18 protein-coding genes, 1 pseudogene and 1 riboswitch are annotated in these 17,681 nt (G+C 50.1%); of the genes and pseudogenes, 6 read left to right on the top strand and 13 right to left on the bottom strand.

What is annotated here, in order from left to right; all coding sequences use genetic code 11:
• Positions 1–134: 134 nt before the first annotated feature.
• The 6 genes from AC0N03_RS11720 to AC0N03_RS11695 form a co-directional block, all read right to left on the bottom strand.
• A complete protein-coding gene (locus AC0N03_RS11720) occupies positions 135–800 on the bottom strand; it encodes a GIY-YIG domain-containing protein (protein WP_474288955.1) in 666 nt (221 codons plus the stop codon).
• On the bottom strand, positions 797–1,708 hold the full coding sequence (locus AC0N03_RS11715; protein WP_474288954.1) for a DUF6884 domain-containing protein: 912 nt from the start codon (positions 1,706–1,708) through the stop codon (positions 797–799). The genes AC0N03_RS11720 and AC0N03_RS11715 overlap by 4 nt, the downstream gene beginning before the upstream one ends.
• 35 nt (positions 1,709–1,743) lie before the next feature.
• A complete protein-coding gene (locus tag AC0N03_RS11710) occupies positions 1,744–2,085 on the bottom strand; it encodes a hypothetical protein (RefSeq protein ID WP_474288952.1) in 342 nt (113 codons plus the stop codon).
• Positions 2,086–2,442: 357 nt separating this feature from the next.
• Positions 2,443–3,183 carry a DUF6946 family protein gene (locus AC0N03_RS11705; RefSeq protein ID WP_474288951.1) on the bottom strand — a complete coding sequence of 247 codons (741 nt, stop codon included), beginning with the start codon at positions 3,181–3,183 and terminating at the stop codon, positions 2,443–2,445.
• A gap of 127 nt (positions 3,184–3,310) precedes the next feature.
• The gene (locus tag AC0N03_RS11700; protein ID WP_474288950.1) at positions 3,311–3,793 is read right to left on the bottom strand and encodes a DUF6508 domain-containing protein; all 483 of its coding nucleotides are present in this window, start codon (positions 3,791–3,793) and stop codon (positions 3,311–3,313) included.
• A gap of 138 nt (positions 3,794–3,931) precedes the next feature.
• Complete coding sequence (locus AC0N03_RS11695) at positions 3,932–4,699, bottom strand: hypothetical protein (protein ID WP_474288949.1); 768 nt, start codon at positions 4,697–4,699, stop codon at positions 3,932–3,934.
• 484 nt (positions 4,700–5,183) lie between these two features.
• Positions 5,184–5,288, top strand: a riboswitch (SAM-I-IV-variant riboswitch).
• A gap of 27 nt (positions 5,289–5,315) precedes the next feature.
• On the opposite strand from AC0N03_RS11695, the gene AC0N03_RS11690 reads away from it, so the two are divergent.
• The 4 genes from AC0N03_RS11690 (at position 5,316) to AC0N03_RS11675 (ending at position 8,265) form a co-directional block, all read left to right on the top strand.
• The gene (locus AC0N03_RS11690; protein WP_474288948.1) at positions 5,316–5,744 is read left to right on the top strand and encodes a DUF3293 domain-containing protein; all 429 of its coding nucleotides are present in this window, start codon (positions 5,316–5,318) and stop codon (positions 5,742–5,744) included.
• A gap of 86 nt (positions 5,745–5,830) precedes the next feature.
• Positions 5,831–6,979, top strand: a complete 1,149-nt coding sequence (gene metK, locus AC0N03_RS11685) for a methionine adenosyltransferase (protein WP_474288947.1) — start codon at positions 5,831–5,833, stop codon at positions 6,977–6,979.
• 139 nt (positions 6,980–7,118) lie between these two features.
• Positions 7,119–7,274, top strand: a complete 156-nt coding sequence (locus tag AC0N03_RS11680; RefSeq protein ID WP_474288946.1) for a hypothetical protein — start codon at positions 7,119–7,121, stop codon at positions 7,272–7,274.
• 34 nt (positions 7,275–7,308) lie between these two features.
• Positions 7,309–8,265 (top strand): tetratricopeptide repeat protein, encoded by a 957-nt coding sequence (locus AC0N03_RS11675; protein ID WP_474288945.1) that lies wholly within the window; start codon positions 7,309–7,311, stop codon positions 8,263–8,265.
• A 250-nt stretch (positions 8,266–8,515) separates the two neighbouring features.
• Here the strand turns inward: AC0N03_RS11675 and AC0N03_RS11670 are convergent, their stop codons facing one another.
• The 3 genes from AC0N03_RS11670 to AC0N03_RS11660 all read right to left on the bottom strand — a co-directional run bounded on the left by AC0N03_RS11670 (position 8,516) and on the right by AC0N03_RS11660 (position 10,324).
• On the bottom strand, positions 8,516–8,947 hold the full coding sequence (locus tag AC0N03_RS11670; RefSeq protein WP_474288944.1) for a hypothetical protein: 432 nt from the start codon (positions 8,945–8,947) through the stop codon (positions 8,516–8,518).
• Positions 8,948–9,031: 84 nt separating this feature from the next.
• Positions 9,032–9,241 (bottom strand): hypothetical protein, encoded by a 210-nt coding sequence (locus tag AC0N03_RS11665; protein ID WP_474288942.1) that lies wholly within the window; start codon positions 9,239–9,241, stop codon positions 9,032–9,034.
• 84 nt (positions 9,242–9,325) lie between these two features.
• The gene (locus AC0N03_RS11660; protein ID WP_474288941.1) at positions 9,326–10,324 is read right to left on the bottom strand and encodes a helix-turn-helix transcriptional regulator; all 999 of its coding nucleotides are present in this window, start codon (positions 10,322–10,324) and stop codon (positions 9,326–9,328) included.
• Positions 10,325–10,406: 82 nt separating this feature from the next.
• Here AC0N03_RS11660 and AC0N03_RS11655 point away from each other — a divergent pair, with 82 nt between their 5' ends.
• The gene (locus AC0N03_RS11655) at positions 10,407–11,294 is read left to right on the top strand and encodes a hypothetical protein (RefSeq protein WP_474288940.1); all 888 of its coding nucleotides are present in this window, start codon (positions 10,407–10,409) and stop codon (positions 11,292–11,294) included.
• 53 nt (positions 11,295–11,347) lie between these two features.
• Here the strand turns inward: AC0N03_RS11655 and AC0N03_RS11650 are convergent, their stop codons facing one another.
• The gene (locus AC0N03_RS11650) at positions 11,348–11,542 is read right to left on the bottom strand and encodes a hypothetical protein (RefSeq protein ID WP_474288939.1); all 195 of its coding nucleotides are present in this window, start codon (positions 11,540–11,542) and stop codon (positions 11,348–11,350) included.
• 446 nt (positions 11,543–11,988) lie between these two features.
• Here AC0N03_RS11650 and AC0N03_RS11645 point away from each other — a divergent pair.
• Positions 11,989–12,609: pseudogene (locus tag AC0N03_RS11645) on the top strand (integrase core domain-containing protein); the annotation flags it as partial.
• A 106-nt stretch (positions 12,610–12,715) separates the two neighbouring features.
• Here AC0N03_RS11645 and AC0N03_RS11640 read toward each other — a convergent pair.
• The 3 genes from AC0N03_RS11640 to AC0N03_RS11630 form a co-directional block, all read right to left on the bottom strand.
• On the bottom strand, positions 12,716–13,303 hold the full coding sequence (locus AC0N03_RS11640) for a coiled-coil domain-containing protein (protein ID WP_474288937.1): 588 nt from the start codon (positions 13,301–13,303) through the stop codon (positions 12,716–12,718).
• A gap of 7 nt (positions 13,304–13,310) precedes the next feature.
• On the bottom strand, positions 13,311–17,102 hold the full coding sequence (locus AC0N03_RS11635; RefSeq protein ID WP_474288936.1) for a RecQ family ATP-dependent DNA helicase: 3,792 nt from the start codon (positions 17,100–17,102) through the stop codon (positions 13,311–13,313).
• Positions 17,103–17,404: 302 nt separating this feature from the next.
• Positions 17,405–17,665: a hypothetical protein gene (locus AC0N03_RS11630; RefSeq protein WP_474288935.1), complete on the bottom strand. Its 261-nt coding sequence runs from the start codon at positions 17,663–17,665 to the stop codon at positions 17,405–17,407.
• Positions 17,666–17,681: the final 16 nt, after the last annotated feature.

Genomic DNA, 17,681 nt, shown 5'->3' with positions numbered 1-17,681 from the left:
TTTAACCGCGTCCTGTTTGAATTCTTCTGTGAAATTGGCATTACCCATGACGATCTCCTTGCCTCATTTTTAAGGGACAAGGTGTCTACAATTCTAGGGGCTATTCATATCCGCAAGAATTGAGGTTCAAAGTTTTAATCGACATGTTGTTGGTTCCAGAGCCCTGCCTCACGAACCAAAATTTTATTGGAGTATTGCCCAAGCCAATTTGACGATGGAGGATCCAGGGGAGGCCGTCTGCAATTGCTCAGCAAGCCAATGACATTTCGTTCGATATAACCGCGCAAACTGTCAGGTCCGGGCGCGTCATCAATTTTGGGCCAAAGACAGGACAGTGAAGCCATAAAGCTGCTTACGTTCTGCTCGATGGGTGCTTCATTGCTTATGATGTAACTTCTTGGAATGCTCAATTTCAGGCTTGCGGCGCCGACGTTGGTTCCTTCCCCCCAGGAAGGGCACGGTTCAAGATCTCCTCGATTGAGCAGCGCTTGTCCAACAAGCGACCGGAAGACGGATCCTCGATGATTGCCCGAGCCTTGTCTGGTTCCGCGATGTTGCGCGAGGCGCCGAGCCAAGGTCGACTTAGATCCTCGCCTTAATCCGTGCGTACCAACACGAACAATTCGCGGCCCATGACCGCTATCGCTCCGCATTTCAGCTGGTTCGAAGAAAAAATAAACCCCGCTTCGGACCATGCTTTCTGATTTTTGAGATTCAATGAACGCGACGGGCCCGTTTGAAGCAACCGCCAGTTGATCAATCAGAGCATAGAAATGGGAAACCCAGTCCAGACGATTCATCGGTTCTTCGCCAACCACGCGAGTTGCCTACCTCGTTGCAGATGGTTCATCGGAATGATGATTTCGTATCCGCGCGCCTGCAATGGTGGAATGAGGAATTCCCGGTATCTCTCGCCGGCAAAAAAGATGATGCGCGTCCTTCCTTTCAGTTCAGGCAATAATTTATTGAGCACCTCATTCGCCCAGGCTCGCCGGGTCGCAACATCAACCGCATTAAGCGTATAATCATAGGGTTCAATTTTTTGATCGGGACGCACAAGTCCATATCTGGATGAAAGCAAAAGCCAATCGCCGCCATGATGTTCAACGTAATCCCGTACCCCCTTGAACCATGGCGATGTATATAAATCTCGTGCAGGAGCTGCTTGAGGTTTCTTGGATTTTACGCAGGAAATCAGCACGAGAGCCTGCCGGAAATCCAAATCTTTGTTGTTTGTTGAGGTGAGCTCATTATGAGGGGCACTGACGCCGCCATCGTGACTATGAGATATTGCTTCGAATTTGCTTTTAAAAAATTTAGTCGCGATATTTATGACGTCCCGGAATGCTGGAGCTTTAACAGGATAAATTTCGCTTTGCGTTCTCGGCACGATTTTTGTTTTCGCAATTGTCGATTTATAAATGGGCGAAGGATCCGTTTCTTTATTCCACAGTCGGTATCTATTAGGTCCAACCTTAAAGAATAAATTGTGATCGCTATGAGGATTCACATTTGAGTGATGTTGGCGGTTACGGCTGTTGACGCTCATCATTTCAACATGAGCCCGCACAGTCGTACTTCTTGTGTCGGGATAATGCTTTGCGAACCAATCAATCGGGGCATCTACCGAGAAAATTTGATCTTTTCCAAGATGTCGCTCGGCCCATTCACGCAACAGCGCCTTCGTCGGCAAGTGATAGATCGTCATAAGCCACCTATGGAATGATATTTTGCGGCATCTGGCTACATGCCAGTTTTTGGATCCGTACCGGCTGAGCGCACTTTATAGCCATATTGTTGCAAACGATTGCGCGCCTTGACGAGTTCTTGCTCGTCGAACAACGCATGCCATCGTGGGTTCTCGACGATCAACGCTTCAAGAGTCAGATCAAGGCGACCACGCTCGAAAAGATGTGTGTAACCTTCCGAGGGATGTGACGAATTGACGAGATATTTGGCTGTCGCAAGCCCGCCTTTTTCATGGAGCATTCGGAGAAATATGGTCGCATTATATCCTGCCTCCGATTTTGCGCGCTGGTAAATGGAAAACATTGCCATTTCAAATTTGCTGACCAGATCTTGCATGGCATGACCTCATTTTTGTCAGTATGGCCGCCAACGAAAAATGTCGCATAAGCTTCTGAAATTTCGACTGAATTCGAAATTTATTTTTGAGAACCAATTTTTTTTACTCATTGAAGCATGTTTGGCCGATTTGATAATCGGAAATTTGCCGCTTATCGTCTGCGGAACAAGTCTGATGCCTTGGTGTCAATTCGTCTCGATTTCGTTCGTTCGGAAGATATTGATTGTATGACCTTGAGGACGGCTCATGATGTTTCTGCAAATTGGACTTAAACTTCACGGAGGTTATTGATGCTTCTGTAGTTTAAAACTTTGGGATAAGGCGCGACGCTTTCTACGATGCATTATGTTTAGATTTTACTCATAGAGGCCAGCATCTCGTTTGCGGCCGTTTTCGATATAATAACCGTCGTTCGCTTCACGATCTGCCGTCCAACCCAGATAGAGCTCCACGCCTTCGCATACGACAGGGCCAACTATGCGTGTGGCGGCAGCATCCGGAAGTTTCATTTGTGTTGCAAATCGTTTGAAGTCGTCCACGCCCTGGTCCTCTGGATCAAATGAATGAACCATCATGATTGCCACTTTGGCGCGGTAACGCTGCGCTTCATAGATTGCAGACGCCGTTCTGTGCAGCAATTGATATCTGAGCGGGTGACATTGCGAGGGGTCGAGGCCCAATGTCCGTGCAAGGCTGTTCAACCGTTCAGTTTTGCCATTTGAGGCATCCTTGAGCCAGTCAGACACCAAAGGACCAAAACTCTCTTTCACCTTGCCTTCAACCGCCATCACGGCAATTTCATCGGGCAATCCGACAATCGCCAGCACATCAACCTGCGACGGCCGAAATGCATCACGCAATTCAACTTGCTGTTCCAGGAACGCGTCCACCAGTTCTGCCTCTGCGAAGCGGCTGTTACCTGCCAATGTTACACTCACGAGATCTGGTAACCCGTTTTCATGCAAATTTGCGCGGAACCAGGATTTGGCAGTCGATTTTGCTGAATACCCGCATTTCCAATTTTCTGGAGATGCAAGAAATGGAATTACATCTTCAGGCTGCCGCATTGGTATATGTAGGCGAGGAATGTAAGGCATAGTACCTCCTGGATTTATGTATAATTTTAATTAGAAATAAATTTAACCAAAAAAATTAATAATTTTTATAAATAAAATTATATTTTTATAATTATATATTAATTTATATTATAAATTATAAAATATCTTACCAAGGCATGCGCCTCAAAATACCAGATACAGGTTCGTTATTATTCAAAATATCGTGAGCTCTTTGAGCAATGGCGGTTAATGTGCCCGATTTGAAACGGGCCTCCAAAGTGCCCTCTGCAAAACGATCTGCGCGTGCCAAAGTTGTCAGAACGAGCGAAATTTGGTCAACATCCGCCGTGGCTATGGCTTTATTGTCCGAAAGCAAGCGATTGGCTTCGCTTGTCTTCGACCAGGCTATCCAGTCCTTGTCTTTCTCGATCCAGCCCCATTCATATATGCTTCGAAGGAAATCATCCAAAAGGGGCGTCGACAGAAATGCCGGCATCTGAATCGGATCATCCGCCGTGCCGCTGCCCCGAGTTTCGGCGAAATGTCCGAAGTCAGCATTTTTCTCCATGAATCTTGGGAGAAAGCTCGCTAAAGCTTCCAGCGCAGCGCGATCGTTGAGCGGAGGATTTTTCTCGGGCTGTGATGTCATGATATCCGCCGTCTGGTTGGAGGCCAGATTATTCCATTATTGATATGCTAAAAATCCGGCTTGGCAAATATTGTTCCAGTTGCTGAGGTATTGGCAAAAGCCCGCGGATATTGCGAGTTTTGTTGAGATAAACTGCCCTCAGCGAGGAGCGCCTGCTTCGCTCTGCGACACATGAATGACATGGGTTTCTCCTGCGAGGTGCACGGTGATGGTGAAAACTTTTTCGGCATTGGTTTGAGTGGACAAGGGCCAGAAATAAACGCGCCCGCCGATCCATTCGCCGGGCATCAGGGTATTGTCCTTGAGAACAGTAGCTTCAAGGGCGGCCATGTTGCGGCGTCCGGTTTCGATCGTACCGGCAATCATGGCTTCGTTCTGGAAACTGGCGTTGCTCTGGGCAATGGCCGCAGCTGCGGGGTCATAATAGGACGCCGAGATCGTCCGTGTGCCATAAGGCCCATAGATTGTCGCATTCGCCGTGCCATAGCCGGCGCGCGAAGCTGAGTAGCTGTTGGCTCCGGCTGCAAGACCGGTCGCCAAGGCGCTGATCACCTGACGCGAGCGCTCTTCGCTTACCAGCTGCTCATAAGGAATAACCGGCAGATCAATCGAGCCGCCGTCTTTAAGGGTCTGAGTTGCGGAAATATCGGCAATCCTGAGATCGAGCGGGGCTCTTGTGAGGTTGGTTGCGGCAATGACAAAGACCTGACGATTGCCGGCATGGGGATCGCGGGCCGCCGGACTGACCATCACAATTGAATTCCTGAGTCGCGAGACGATGGCCGGCATGCCGTCGCGCACGATGGCTGTCTGATTACTTGCCGCATGGAACTCGATTTTTTCCGTCGGCATGCAGCCGGCCAAGGCCAGTGCGCTGACACATACGAACCCGAATAGTCTTTTCATGTTTGCCCCTAGATTTGTTGAAGGCGAAACTAGTGAAGTCAGGTGTCAGATTCGGTCATGTCTCATCATTTACGGCTCCGCCAGACATAGAGCCGGAAGCTGCAGATAATGGCGCCAAACGCGAGGTCGGAGACTTGGCCTGTCAAACCGCCGAAGACGAGGGCGCCGACGAGCGCGCCTAGCACGAACGGGATAAGCATTATTATCCAGCTGACGACAGGGGGCGCGATGATGAGGCCGATCGAGATAAGTATGCCAATGATGAGGAAATATACGGCAAATCTCTCCTGCGGCAGCCCTGGCGGCTCCGATCATTTTGAAGTGGTTCGAAAACCTGGGCTCGCTTGGCGCCAGGGGCTCAGGTCGGTGCCAGATTTAATGGTATGTTATTGTTCTACATTTCAAATATTTCCCGCCGACGAGAAAAGGACGGGAGAGCTTGCTTTCGTTCGTCTTGACAAACGAATGTACTGATATAAAGTACGAGCATCATTAGGATTGGGTAGAGACCCAAGCCAACCTGCCTTCCCGGGCAAGGTGGCCTCCCGAAAGGGGATGAGGCTCAGAAAGAGCAAACAAGCGGGATGGCGTCGACCCTCCCGAGCGGAGACGGTGTATGACGCAGACTGAAATATCGAGCAATAAAATCGCTGCTTACATGGGAACCCATTATCGTGTGGGTCTTGGCCCCGACGCCTTCACACTAAGGATTGGTGAATACTCGCCGCAGTTAAATGCGCTCTACCGGTCTGCCAATAGATGGTGTGGTGTTTTTATCACCGCCTATAATCCGTTCGGTGAAATCCGGGACAATTTGACCAATCAGGCCGCCAATCGGCGGCTAGGTGAACATCTTGCTGCCTTAACCTCACCAGTGGTTGAAGGCGCTGGAGCAGATCCAGACGGGCGATGGCCAGCTGAACCTAGCTATCTTGCACTCGGCCTTGATGAAATGGCCGCACGCTCTATCGGAATTCAGTATCAACAGGATGCCGTGATTTGGATAGGCCGAGATGCTGTTCCCCAGCTCATGCTGCTTCGCTGATCAATGGCTGCAACCATTTTTAAGTTGGCGATTTGATCCAAATTGCAGCCCTGACATCGGGTCAAAATGGCTAAAAGGAAAACGGAATGTCTATTCTTAATGGACTTTTCTCGTCTGAATCCGTATCCGAAGGTCATCCAGATAAATTGGCAGATCGGATATCAGACAAGATTCTCGACGCTTTTCTTGCGCTCGATGCAGACGCCCGTGTGGCTTGCGAGACCTTGATCGCCGACCAATGCGTGATAGTTGCCGGCGAGTTCAAGACCAAACGTTTTGAAGATTTTCAGACGGTGCGCGAGCGAGCCACCGACTTGGTTCGCCAGGTCTTGCATGAGACGGGCTATCATAGCGCTGAAACCGGAATTGATCCCGATGGTTGTGAGGTACAAATCCGGTTCAACGGCCAGTCGCTGGATATTGGCCGAGGCGTTGATCGCGCGGATGGTGTCCTTGGCGCCGGCGATCAAGGCCTGATGTTTGGCTACGCCTGCGACGAGACAGACCAATTGATGCCCGCTCCGATCATCTATGCGCACGAACTTGTTCGCAGACAAGCGGAAGTACGAAAAAGCGGATTACTGCCTTGGCTCCAACCGGACGCCAAATCGCAAGTAACCTTCCGATATATCGATGGCAGGCCAATGGAGATTGAAGCCGTTGTGCTCTCGACACAGCATGATGCAACGGTCGCGCTGGACGATCTGCGTTTTGCGGTTCAACAGCACATTATTGACCCAGTGATTCCGGTTGAGCTGCGCTCGTCAACATTTCGTACCCTCATCAATCCAACAGGCCGTTTTGTCACGGGCGGACCAAAGGGTGATGTCGGCGTCACGGGACGCAAAATCATCGTGGACACTTATGGAGGCACCGCGCCGCACGGAGGTGGTGCGTTTTCTGGAAAAGACCCCTCGAAGGTTGATCGCTCCGCAGCATACATGGCCCGTTTTCTTGCAAAGCAAGTTGTTGCCCGAGGCTGGGCGCGCCGTGCGCTTGTTCAACTTGCTTATGCGATAGGCGTTGCCGAGCCGGTGAGTTTTGCAGTCGAGACATTCGGAACTGAAACGGGTGGAAATCAAGATTTTGCAGCACGACTCGCTGGTGAATTCGACTTACGCCCAATGGGTATCATCGAAACTTTGGATCTAAAACGTGCGATTTACTATCCGACCGCAGTATATGGACATTTTGGACGAAATGATCTCGCACTTCCCTGGGAGGCGGTTCGATGATCATAAAATTTTCAAAATGTAATCTCCCGATCATCGGCTTGATGACAAATACTGTCGTTTCGATGGTTTATGATTTTGTCGCAAATTACGATGCCGCCCATAGTGCTTCGGCTGGTGGAGCGAGGTTTGGATATTGGAAATGGTCCAGTTTGGTGAATTCGCCCCGCAATGCGTGGATCGTCAGAAGAAGCAGTGGCGGATTGATGCGGGAATGACGAGATGGGTCGCAGCCAAGGAAGCTGTGGGTACGGTTTCGAATGAAGCGGGCTCCACTTTTTCTTTGAATGCGGGCTGACGAAGCGCGAGTCCGTCTATGTGAGAGAAATCAAATGAGCGATCATAGAAAACATTACATCCGCCCGGAAGATGCAGCTGCGATCCTGCAGGATATGGGTTATCGCGGCAAATTGAGTGATGTGGAAAATCCAAGTTTCATCGAGAGCGCCGCACTCGGGCTGAATTTTCGGGTCTTCTTTTTTGAAATGGACGAAGACGAGGGACGTGGTTTTGCAGCTTTCCAGTTTGAGGCCGGTATCTACCTCAAGCCGTCATCCAATCTCTCCCGCCTTCTGGAAGTCTGTAACCATTTCAACAATGAATTTCGCTTTGCAAAATTTTCTGTCGGGGGGAATTCCAAGAAATTCGTATGCCTCCGAATGGATTTCAATGTGGAGGTCGATTGGGAGGCCGATTTTGCCTATAAGGCTGGTTTCTTCATTTATGCCTTGAATGCCTTTGTCGAAAAAGTGCTAGAAAGCGGCGCGTTCCAGGGTGATGACTTCGCTGGACGTCATTCAGCAGCTATCCGTCATCTTTGGGGTGCCGAACCGAACCCGCAAGCTGCCATTCGCCTCTATCGGGAAGCCGCGCAAGGCGGATTCGCCGGATCTCAGAACAACCTCGGTGATCAATACGAAGTCGGGGCGCATGTCGCAAAGTCTGAAGTTTATGCCAGCTATTGGTATGCTCGATCTGCAGAGCGAGGCGAGCCGACAGCCTACCTCAGTCTTGCAACGCTTTTTGAATCTACAGCCGTCGATAGCGCAATGCTTATCGACGCCGCGAAATTTGCCATTCTTGCTATTGCGGGTCTTCCTGACGGAAAAAACAAGGCGGCTGCCCAGAATTGTCTGGCATCCTTGAAGGATAGGTTAGGGAGCGAAGATTTTGTCCGCGCCCAGGAACTGGCGCAAGCTTGGCAGCCATTATTTCAGGAAACAAGGCTCATGTCTGATGCGCCAGACAAATTTCCCGACGAACCACGTCATTCGCAAAGCCTAAACTGAGTGATGATGTGAAAATTGAATTTCGTGCAGATCTGCTCCGAAATTCCCTCTGATTTCGACAGGCGTGTTCGTGAAAGCCTGCCACTCTGCTGTGAGACCGTAAGTGCGGGTTAAAAAATGAAAAAGCGGGCTAATTTGCCCGGTACGCAGTAAAGGCATGTACGCACGGCGACGAATGATTTGAATTCGTCGCCATGCTCTGCAATAGGGGACCAATCAGAGCCTGATCATGTTGGTCCGAGCTGGATTTTCACTTTGCCGGCATGGCGGCGGGCTGAGTGTCCTTCTTGAATTCGATGCCGCATTTTTTCTTGATGCTTGCCTGTTCGATTGCATCCATTTCACCCTTCAGACGCCCGACTTCAGCGGCCGTGGTGCCATCGCCCTTGATGAAAAACAGGCTGGGCCAGAACAGCACCAGACCAACCCCCATGGCAACGGCATCGCCGGTCGCTTTGCTGCTCTGCACACCGCTGATTTCCGCGGCCTTGCTGGAAACACGCGAAGCCTCTTCGCGCAATTGCGGGCAGGAATAGGATTCATATTGAATTGGCGAGACATAGGACGCGGAAATATTGTCCGGATTGGTGGCGCAGCCTGCAAGAGCCAAGCTCGTAACGCACAACAGGGTCGCGGCCTTGAGCGAAATGGTCTTGGCGGAAAAGTGAGTTTGGCAGTTCATTGAGTTGCCCCGTTCATTGGCGATCGACGATTTCGATGCCTGAACAGGCTAGGTGGCAGGGATGACAGATTCGGTCATTCGTCCTTATTTTCGGCTCCGCCAGATATAGGGCAGAAACCCGCAAATGATGGCCCCGAAGAGGAACCCGCCCGGTCTGCCCGTCAAGCCGCCGATGACAAGTCCGCCGATAAAGGCACCAAGTACGAAGGGGATCAGCAGAATGATCCAGCTGACCACTAAGGGCGCAATGGCGAGGCCGATCCAGATGAGTATGCCAATGATGATGAAATGCACGGCAGATCTCTCCCTCCGGCCGCCTTGCGGGCTCCGGTTGTTTGCTGCGGGCTTCAGGAAGCCGGCTCGATTGCGGCGTTTGGCCTAGGGCAGCGCCGGAAAATCTGAACGCATGTAGCCTTCAACCATGTCACGCAGGCTTTGTGGCCGGATGACCTCGACCTTGTCGCCCCATTGATAGAGATACCAGGCCATTTCCAGATGGCCTGCCGCCCTGAACCGGATCTTCAGGGAACCATCGGGCTGGAGTTCCTCAGTCTGGGACGGATGAAACAGCGTGCCGCGGGCCTGTTCGACCGCCTCGGGGGTAAAACGCCATTCCACCTCGCCATATTCTTCTTCGCGCTGATAAAGCCCAAAGCCCTTGGCGGCAAAGGCCTGCAGGTCGAAATCATCCGGCCGGATGAAAAACCGGTCGGTCAGACTCGCAGCACTGATGGCTTCCACCCGGTAGGTCTTGATGGCACCATCGCGCCGGCTGCCCGGATCATGTGCGACCAGATAGCGACGCGGGCCGGAGAGAAGCCCATAAGGTGCAACCCGCCGGATCTTGGGTTCTTCGTCGAAATGCGAGCGGTAGGTAATGTCGATGAACTTGCAGGCCTTGATGGCTTCGGCAATCGTCGCTGCAATCTGTTCATCGACGCGGGGACGCGGCCCTGGCCGGGCGACAAAGCCCTGGGCTTCAAGGATGGCATCATAATCGGGCCCGATCCGGTTGAATTTCTGGCGCGGGATCATCGAGAGGACTTTCTCGCGCAGCGAGGCAAGCGCCTTGGCTTCGAGCGCGAGACCCGAGCGCACGAGGTGGTTGAGGCCAAGATCAAGCGCGGCGAGTTCGTCGGCGCTGACGGACAGCAATTCGCGCAGATGTCCGCCGATCATTTTCCAGCGCTTGCGGCCATCGCCGTCCTGCCAGCTCTCGACGTCGGGAAAGCGCAGCTCCAGCGCCCGCATCATGCGCTGGGCTGTGCGCAAGGAGATCTCGTATCGCTCCATGACTTCATCAAGCATCACGCCCTGATGGCGCGCGGACACCATGGTCGCCAGATCAAGCAATTGTTCGGCTTTGGCAAAGGACATGCGGGGGATCCCCTAATTATTATTTTTTAAAATGACGAGTTTGGGTGACAAAATATGTCACGTGATGCCTTAAAAATTCATTTTGGGTGCTTTCGACGCCGGCGATGTCGGTTGGATGAAGGAAATCGTGCCTGTGCAAGCCCTGACGGCTCGCCGCTGGTCCCAGGCGTTCCCGATAAACTCCGGTCTTCCAATTGGCCAATTTACGAATAAATTCACTCAAGGTGCTTGCGTCGAATTCGGCTTAATTTGTTCAAGTTTCACAGATGAATTTGTAGCTACAGCTTTGTGTCGACCCAATTGTCGAGGATGCCGAAACATGAACCATCTGGCCTTGAAAGAAAAACAGCGCGCCTTGCGGCATGAATTTCCTGTTGGACTCGGGCTGAGGGTTCATCGCGCGCTCAGCTGGTTGCATCGCGCCGAGCTGGCGCAAAACGATGATGATGCGTGCTTCATATTTTTGTGGATCGCGTTCAATGCGGCCTACAGTGAAGAGATCAAACAGAATCCAGCCGGTGGCGAGCGGAACCAGTTTGACGATTATTTTGCCAAGCTGATCGTACTTGACCGCAAGCAGGTGATTTATGACGCCTTGTGGTTGAAGTTTCCGGGGCCGATCCGCCTCCTGATCGACAACAAATATGTCTTTCAGTCGTTCTGGTGCTTTCACAATAAACAGCCCGGCCACGAGGACTGGGAGGAGCGTTTTCAGAAAAGCCGCAAACGGCTGCACAAGGCGCTCTCCTCATTCGATACGCGCACCATTCTGGTGACCTTGTTTGATCGGCTATATGTTTTGCGCAACCAGATCATCCATGGCGGCGCGACTTGGAACAGCTCGGTCAATCGGGAGCAGGTGCGCGATGGTCGTGCAATATTGAATTTTCTGCTGCCAATTTTTATCGATCTGATGATGGATCACCCGCATGAGGATTGGGGCGCACCTTATTATCCAGTCGTCGAATGACCGGGGGTTAAGTCGGTCCTGAATTTTTTGCAGAGATTGATCCTGGGAAGGCTTCAGCCTTGCAGAATGTCCATCAGCTGTCCGGTTTTGTCGTCGACAGCGCGAACCTTTTTCGACTTCAATGCCAATTGCTGCTTCAGCGCAGTTTGCAGCGCTTGTTTGATGCTGGATGGTATGGACGAGACACGCGTGTATGTCTGCCAGGCGCCGAACTGGTCCTGAATTTCGATCCGAACGATCTTTGTCATGCCGCAACTCCGTGCTGCTTATTGCCGGGATAGGTTCCTGTCGCTGTCTGTTGGTTGATAACGCAACGGGGTGTCAGATTCTGTCCTTGCATGTCTACGCCCTTGCTGTGTGGGCAGCGCATTCGCACTGATTTTCGTTCCGGTGATTCCACTTTTTAATGGCCGAAAAGCCGAGTTGCGCAGGAACATCAGCAGAATCCGCCTTGAAATTTTTTGTGAAATCAGTCCGGCTCACGATCATCTCAGGGCCGCCTTTGAGGCAAGGGCGGCCCTGAAAATGTACTATGTTCGACAGCGGGGTGCTGAACTGGGGGTAAAGGATCGCGAGCGCTTATTCCTCCATAACGATACCGATTTGTCGCATAACCCGGGCGGCATAGTTGTTCTGTGTGGCGACGCTTCGTGCGAGCAGGTAAATCGCGACCTCGCGCTTTGACCGCTGGAACCGCCGCGCTGTGGGCACAAGGGCACCAACACTGGTTGAAGCCAGAGCAAATGCACGCTGGTTTCTGGACTTTGTCCAGACCAGTTCGCTAATGGCCAGCGCTTCCGCATCCTGAACATCGTTGATGATGTTACCCGCGAATGTTTGGCGGCCATCCCAGATACATCAATTTCAGGACGCCGCTTGGCGCGGGAACTGACGGCTTTGGTTGAAAGACGCGGCAAGCCGGGCAGGATTGTTTCCGACAATGGCACCGAATTCACTTCAAATGCCGTGCTGGCCTCGGCGCAGGAAACCAAAATCACCTAGCATTTTGTCGCTCCGGGCAAACCGATGCAGAACGGGTTTTGTGAAAGTTTCAATGGTCGCATGCGGGACGAATTGCTGAACGAGAGCCTGTTCAAGGGCCTCGATCACGCGCGCCTGCTCCTCGCCAGATGGGCCGAAGACTACAATACCCGGCGGCCTCATTCGGCACTGGGCTATATTCCGCCGGCGGTCCATGCCGCCACGCCCTCCGCAATCTGTGATCAACCTTCCTGACCTGTTCGGTCGATCTCAGATTGCTCAACCCGCGCCAACAGGCGTAAAACACGCCGAGGCTCTAGTCGCCGCTGGATGAAAGTTCAGTGGTGGCGTATGTGCTGCAGGCCCACAAACTGGCCCCCACGACCGTGGCCGCCAAAGTGCGGTTCGTTGTCTCAACTGGGCGCGGCCCAGAAAATCAATCAAATTGGCAGAAAATGGAATAACTTTGCGACTAAAGCGGCAGACGTAGCTAAGGAAATTAGCAATAAAAACATCACCGTTTTGTGGCGAGCTCCTGCCGAGAGTTCAAATTTATTGGTCCGATTAGTGATCGCCTTATGAACCTCTGCAAGCTGTGTCGAGAGTGAAGCATTTGCTGAGAGGGTTGTTTCAAGTTGCTTTGAAAGTTGGGCTAGCTTGGCCTCCGAAAGCGTAGCCTTGCGCTCTGCATCACTTAACGCTGTGGTTACATTCGAGAGCTTTAACCTATTTTCGTTTACGACGTTAACAATCATAGATAACGAACCATTTATCGAAATTGTGTCTAAGTCTTTAAGAACTTTGACGACCTTAGCTAGTTGGGCGTTGGTAGATTGCGCTGATTTGATAAATTCGCTGTGCGACGTTGCTGTGCCCTGAAGAGACCGCGCGGCCGCGCTCAAATTTGATGAAAGTTGTTCAATAAGATCTTGAGCGCTTTGGAGTTCTTCGAGTCCCTCGCTGAGCTCAGCGAGCTTTTCACTTGATCTGCGAAACGACTCCAGAAGCTCTTCAATAATGTCCGACATTATGCCCTCAGTTTAATTTACGTTTGATATCTGCAAAGTGCTTTACTGCTGTAGTGGCCCTGCGCAGTGAAGGCTTAATAAGTTCGTCAGCTGTGATAGCGGAGACGCAAAATTTCGACGTCTGGTCCCATCCTGCCGAATAATCTCTGATTTGGTCCCAGAGCCTTGCCTTTTTGTCTTCGCTGATTGTCGAAAATTTTTGGATTACGTCTAATAGTGGTATTCGCAAGTGTACTGATTTTGAACTTGCCAAGTTTACTAAATTTTCAAGCAGTTCATAGAGCTTGTCGGTGATGATCGAATATCTATTTTTTCCGCTATCTAGTGCTGAGAGCAGGCTATCGCGGATTAGCGTTTGGTCAGGCATGGCAACCAGCGATTCAGAGAGCCCACGAGCCACCAACATGCCAGGGTGGTCTGGAAAGGTTTCAAGCAGACGGATTATCATACCGCGTAGTTCACCCGCATCCAAAGGCGTTGAGATTTTCTCAAACAGATCGATCCATGCACCAAAGTCTATCTCTTTCTGCTCGGCCAAGGCTGCAATTTGCTCGGCGCCCAGTCCCTCTTGAAGGTAATCCAGCAGATATTGACGTATTTCGTTATCAGTGGAATAATTACGACCAAGTAGTATCGCTTCGTAAAGCATTCTCCTGCGCGAACGCTCGATGACGTCATAGGCAAAGTTAATTATTAAACGACAAAGCTCTAGAGGTTGCGTGTCCCGATCATATTCTTTAATTTGGTCAATCTCTTGGACAATTTTTTTCAAACGGGCAGGTTGGGAGTCATTGATATATTGCTCAATCTGTTTGCGAGCACGATCAAAATCAAAAACGGGCACCCTCAGAGTGAAATAACCGCTGCCGTAATTGACTTCCAAATCATCAACGATGCCGGTTTTTATTAACCTTAGGATAGCTCTCTCGACGGACGCTTTGGAGTCATTTGTAAATGGAACTTCGACATTTTTACGTTCGTTCCTGCTTCCAATTATCTGAAGCACTTTCAAAACTTCTTTAATCTCTTCGTCGACGCCAGAATAGGCGTTTAAGTGAAAAAATAATGCGCGGCTTATATCATCATTATTATTTTTGAATGAAGCGGACGCCTTACGCAGATCGTCCAATGTACCTTGGCTAGCAAGTACCTTATCGGTCGAGTCAGCATCAACCTCAGAAAAAATTAAGCTGCAGTAGGCCAGGTTCTTGTCTCGACCTGCTCTGCCTGCCTCTTGATAAAAAGCTTCCATTGAGGAGGGGACTCCCATATGGATTGTCCAACGAATATTCGGTTTATCGATGCCCATACCAAAGGCTTTGGTCGCTACGAGAATGGAAGCTTCATTGTCCTTGAATCTCTGTGCATTCACTCGTTTTTCTTTTTCCCATGCAGCAAGATTAATGCCGTTTGGAGCCGACCCAGCGTAAATTGTTATCGGCGCTTTAACCGCTGTCTCGATTGCTGACTTTACCGCAATTAGCCCGTGCGTCCGGCCGTTGACGAACGGCGTAAATACGATACCGGAGTTTGTTGCTGTTCCTGCGGGCTGAAAAAATTCACCAGTCGGCACATTAAATTTGGCGGGGAGACTGTTAAGAATACCTCGCAACAATGCCGAACTATCTCCGCCGGAGCCAACCTTCGTTATATGGAATTTGAGTTCGGTCCGATCGAAGTTAAGTGGACGGATCAAAGCATCGCTATTGTCTTTACCAATCTTAAGCTCAGTAAGAAGTTCGCGAAGCACAGACCTTGATGCAGTTCCCGTCAGAGCTAGCAAGGTCGGGCTTTCCCCGTGGAGGTTACGACAGTAATTTCTCAGGTTGTCAGCTAGATTAAGGTATGAAAATCGAAAGTTATGTCCCCACTCTGAGACGCAGTGAGCTTCGTCGATAACGGCAAGGTTTATGAATGTAATTTCTGCTAAGGAACGAAGCGCCTCTCGCGTATCTGCCATCTGTAACCTTTCAGGCGACATCAAAATGAATTGATAATCACCTCTTTCAACAGCCCGCAACCACTTTTTGCGGTCTTCAGCTTTATTTAAGCCTGAAGGCGGTGCGCCGGCCTTATTTATTCCAACGCGAGCCAAGCCAAGTATTTGGTCTTCAATCAATGCAACGATTGGGTCGACTACGAGCGTGATACCACCCTGTAACAAACCCGCGAGCTGATAAATTATACTCTTACCTGCTCCGGTCGGAAGCAGCGTGACTGTATCTTGTCTAGCGAGTACATTGCGAATGGCTTCTGCTTGCAGTTCCCTGAAGGCACGTTTGCGAAAAAGATTTTGTAGGAAAAACAGAAGAGCTGATGAGATGAGAGCGTCATCTCTGCATGTTAACGATATTCGGCTAGAAACTTGATTTTTATCCGTAGCGAATTCGACTGGAGCTAAAGCAGGGCAGAAAGCGAAGTCCTCGTTCAGTTTTAGAAGGCTTATCGTAATGGGGCTTTCTGTCGCGAAGGCTGCTATACTGAGGTTGATTGATTCAGTGGTTTTGATATCGGCTATACACTTGATTGTAATTTTTCGTGGCGAGCCGAGGTACAAGGATGTTAGTGCCTCTAACATGTCGGCGAAGTCATTTGCGGCTGCTTGGAAAATCTCCAAGTCAACAAGGTCAGAGCGAACGGCAAGGTTCCACTTGTCTGTTCGTATTTCAAGCTGTCCGGAACTTAGTGCTCGTGCTAGAGCAAATTGAAATCGCGCCGCCATACAAGATGCGTTTATTGCGAGCGGTATTCCAGTAGCTAGAATGTTTTCAGACGTTGGTGTTAGTGCAGATCTAAGAATCCGCTCAAGTTGACTTAGGTTTGGACCATTGCCCACCTTTATCTCACTGTTTGGAATGCGGAAAGTCTTGATCCCGGCATCTGCTAGTTGAATATTTCGTAATTCGTCTGATTTAACTTTTAATGCATGGTCTTCACCATCCAGTTCGATAGCGATTGTTCCTCCAGTTGGGTGGCAAAACAAGAAATCTATTTTCCGCTGTCCCGATTGTTCAATGCCAGCAGAAGCTAAGATTAGATCAAGTTCAGCTTGTGGAGTAATCCAGTGCAATGCAGTTCGGCCCAGTGTCCGTGTAAGCCATTTTGAAAAGAAATATTTTTCATTGTCTCCGTTTAGAACTTCACCCAGAATATTATTGGTCAATACGGAAACATCATCTTCGGAGATCGAAGATCTGTAGGCATAGGCATCTGCGATTTCACGTGACAGGCCTTTCGGATGTTTAGCAATCCATCGCCAACCGACTTCAATATTTTTATCACCAAGTTTGGCGATATTTTCAGCAATGCCAGGTAAATGAACCAAAGCTTCTTCTACACGCAGTGTACAAAGAGGCATTGTGCCACGTGTGAGAAGTTTCTGGATAATACTCGATATCGTCTTTTGTTCTTCTGATACATCTTGAACTTTAACTTTTCGGCTTAACAAAAGTGTCTGAGAAGCAATCCGTTGAATGCTAGGTTCCTGCAGCGCCCGATGTTCGACAGCGAAGCTGGGGGCAGCGCCAATTGATACGTACTCGCTATAGTATTGATCTCGCGGGATTGCATCCCGCCAATGAACGGGTTCAATAGCAAGCTCTTCAGTAAAATTTGCAAATGAAGAGTTTCTTGTTTCATTCGATCCCTTGGTATTAATTTTGTCAGCTGTAACGATGCCTCTGCAAGTGGGATATTTGGAACATCCCCAAAACTGGCCACCCGCGTTTATACCTCGGCGAGCAGTACGAAGTACCATGCTCGAATTGCAAATGGGGCAAGTCTTTTCAGCAATAGGCAAATTGTCACGCCGTTATTTATCATCAAAATCATGTTATTGAACTGAGCGATCAATACAACATCTTTTTTTGGAAACGATAAATCGCATGGGTTAAAATGTCTACCTTGCACTAATAGTCCATGAATTTGCAGAATATTCGGCTGGATTTCGCACTCCAATCGGGCGATTGACAATGGCGAGGTTCATTTGGACGTAATTACTTTATTACGATAGAGGAGACGTATGGATCAGATCGGCGAGGGCTTGCGCCATGCCGAGAGCCTGGCAGACGTGGTCAATGCATTGGAGGCGACGCGAAGGGCTTAGAAATTTCCTCTTGCAGGCTCTTTCAAAATCAATTTGTTGAGGCTGAAATCGGAGACCGCTCTGTAAAACCGAGCATTTTCTGCTGCAAGCTCCTTTAATAGCTTTGCCTGATCTTGGCTAAAGCTGCCGTATTCCCGGCACCACCTGTAATAAGTCTGAACCGTTACGCTAATGTGCCGAACATCGTCGGAACCCGACTTGCCTTGTCCGTGTAAAATCTCAGCCTGCCGAAGCTTCATGACTATATCTTCGGCCATTTCCCGTTTGCCTGTT

This window comes from Methylocystis sp. sgz306128 (genome assembly GCF_056032725.1).
The sequence above is the reverse complement of the archived record's forward strand: the minus strand, read 5'-3'. Positions and strand labels throughout refer to the sequence as shown.

Excerpts from the sequence above, each read along its gene's own strand:
- AC0N03_RS11720 (WP_474288955.1), bottom strand. The coding sequence starts at position 800 with ATGAATCGTCTGGACTGGGTTTCCCATTTCTATGCTCTGATTGATCAA.
- AC0N03_RS11715 (WP_474288954.1), bottom strand. The coding sequence starts at position 1,708 with ATGACGATCTATCACTTGCCGACGAAGGCGCTGTTGCGTGAATGGGCC.
- AC0N03_RS11710 (WP_474288952.1), bottom strand. The coding sequence starts at position 2,085 with ATGCAAGATCTGGTCAGCAAATTTGAAATGGCAATGTTTTCCATTTAC.
- AC0N03_RS11705 (WP_474288951.1), bottom strand. The coding sequence starts at position 3,183 with ATGCCTTACATTCCTCGCCTACATATACCAATGCGGCAGCCTGAAGAT.
- AC0N03_RS11700 (WP_474288950.1), bottom strand. The coding sequence starts at position 3,793 with ATGACATCACAGCCCGAGAAAAATCCTCCGCTCAACGATCGCGCTGCG.
- AC0N03_RS11695 (WP_474288949.1), bottom strand. The coding sequence starts at position 4,699 with ATGAAAAGACTATTCGGGTTCGTATGTGTCAGCGCACTGGCCTTGGCC.
- AC0N03_RS11690 (WP_474288948.1), top strand. The coding sequence starts at position 5,316 with ATGACGCAGACTGAAATATCGAGCAATAAAATCGCTGCTTACATGGGA.
- metK (WP_474288947.1), top strand. The coding sequence starts at position 5,831 with ATGTCTATTCTTAATGGACTTTTCTCGTCTGAATCCGTATCCGAAGGT.
- AC0N03_RS11680 (WP_474288946.1), top strand. The coding sequence starts at position 7,119 with ATGGTCCAGTTTGGTGAATTCGCCCCGCAATGCGTGGATCGTCAGAAG.
- AC0N03_RS11675 (WP_474288945.1), top strand. The coding sequence starts at position 7,309 with ATGAGCGATCATAGAAAACATTACATCCGCCCGGAAGATGCAGCTGCG.
- AC0N03_RS11670 (WP_474288944.1), bottom strand. The coding sequence starts at position 8,947 with ATGAACTGCCAAACTCACTTTTCCGCCAAGACCATTTCGCTCAAGGCC.
- AC0N03_RS11660 (WP_474288941.1), bottom strand. The coding sequence starts at position 10,324 with ATGTCCTTTGCCAAAGCCGAACAATTGCTTGATCTGGCGACCATGGTG.
- AC0N03_RS11650 (WP_474288939.1), bottom strand. The coding sequence starts at position 11,542 with ATGACAAAGATCGTTCGGATCGAAATTCAGGACCAGTTCGGCGCCTGG.
- AC0N03_RS11640 (WP_474288937.1), bottom strand. The coding sequence starts at position 13,303 with ATGTCGGACATTATTGAAGAGCTTCTGGAGTCGTTTCGCAGATCAAGT.
- AC0N03_RS11630 (WP_474288935.1), bottom strand. The coding sequence starts at position 17,665 with ATGGCCGAAGATATAGTCATGAAGCTTCGGCAGGCTGAGATTTTACAC.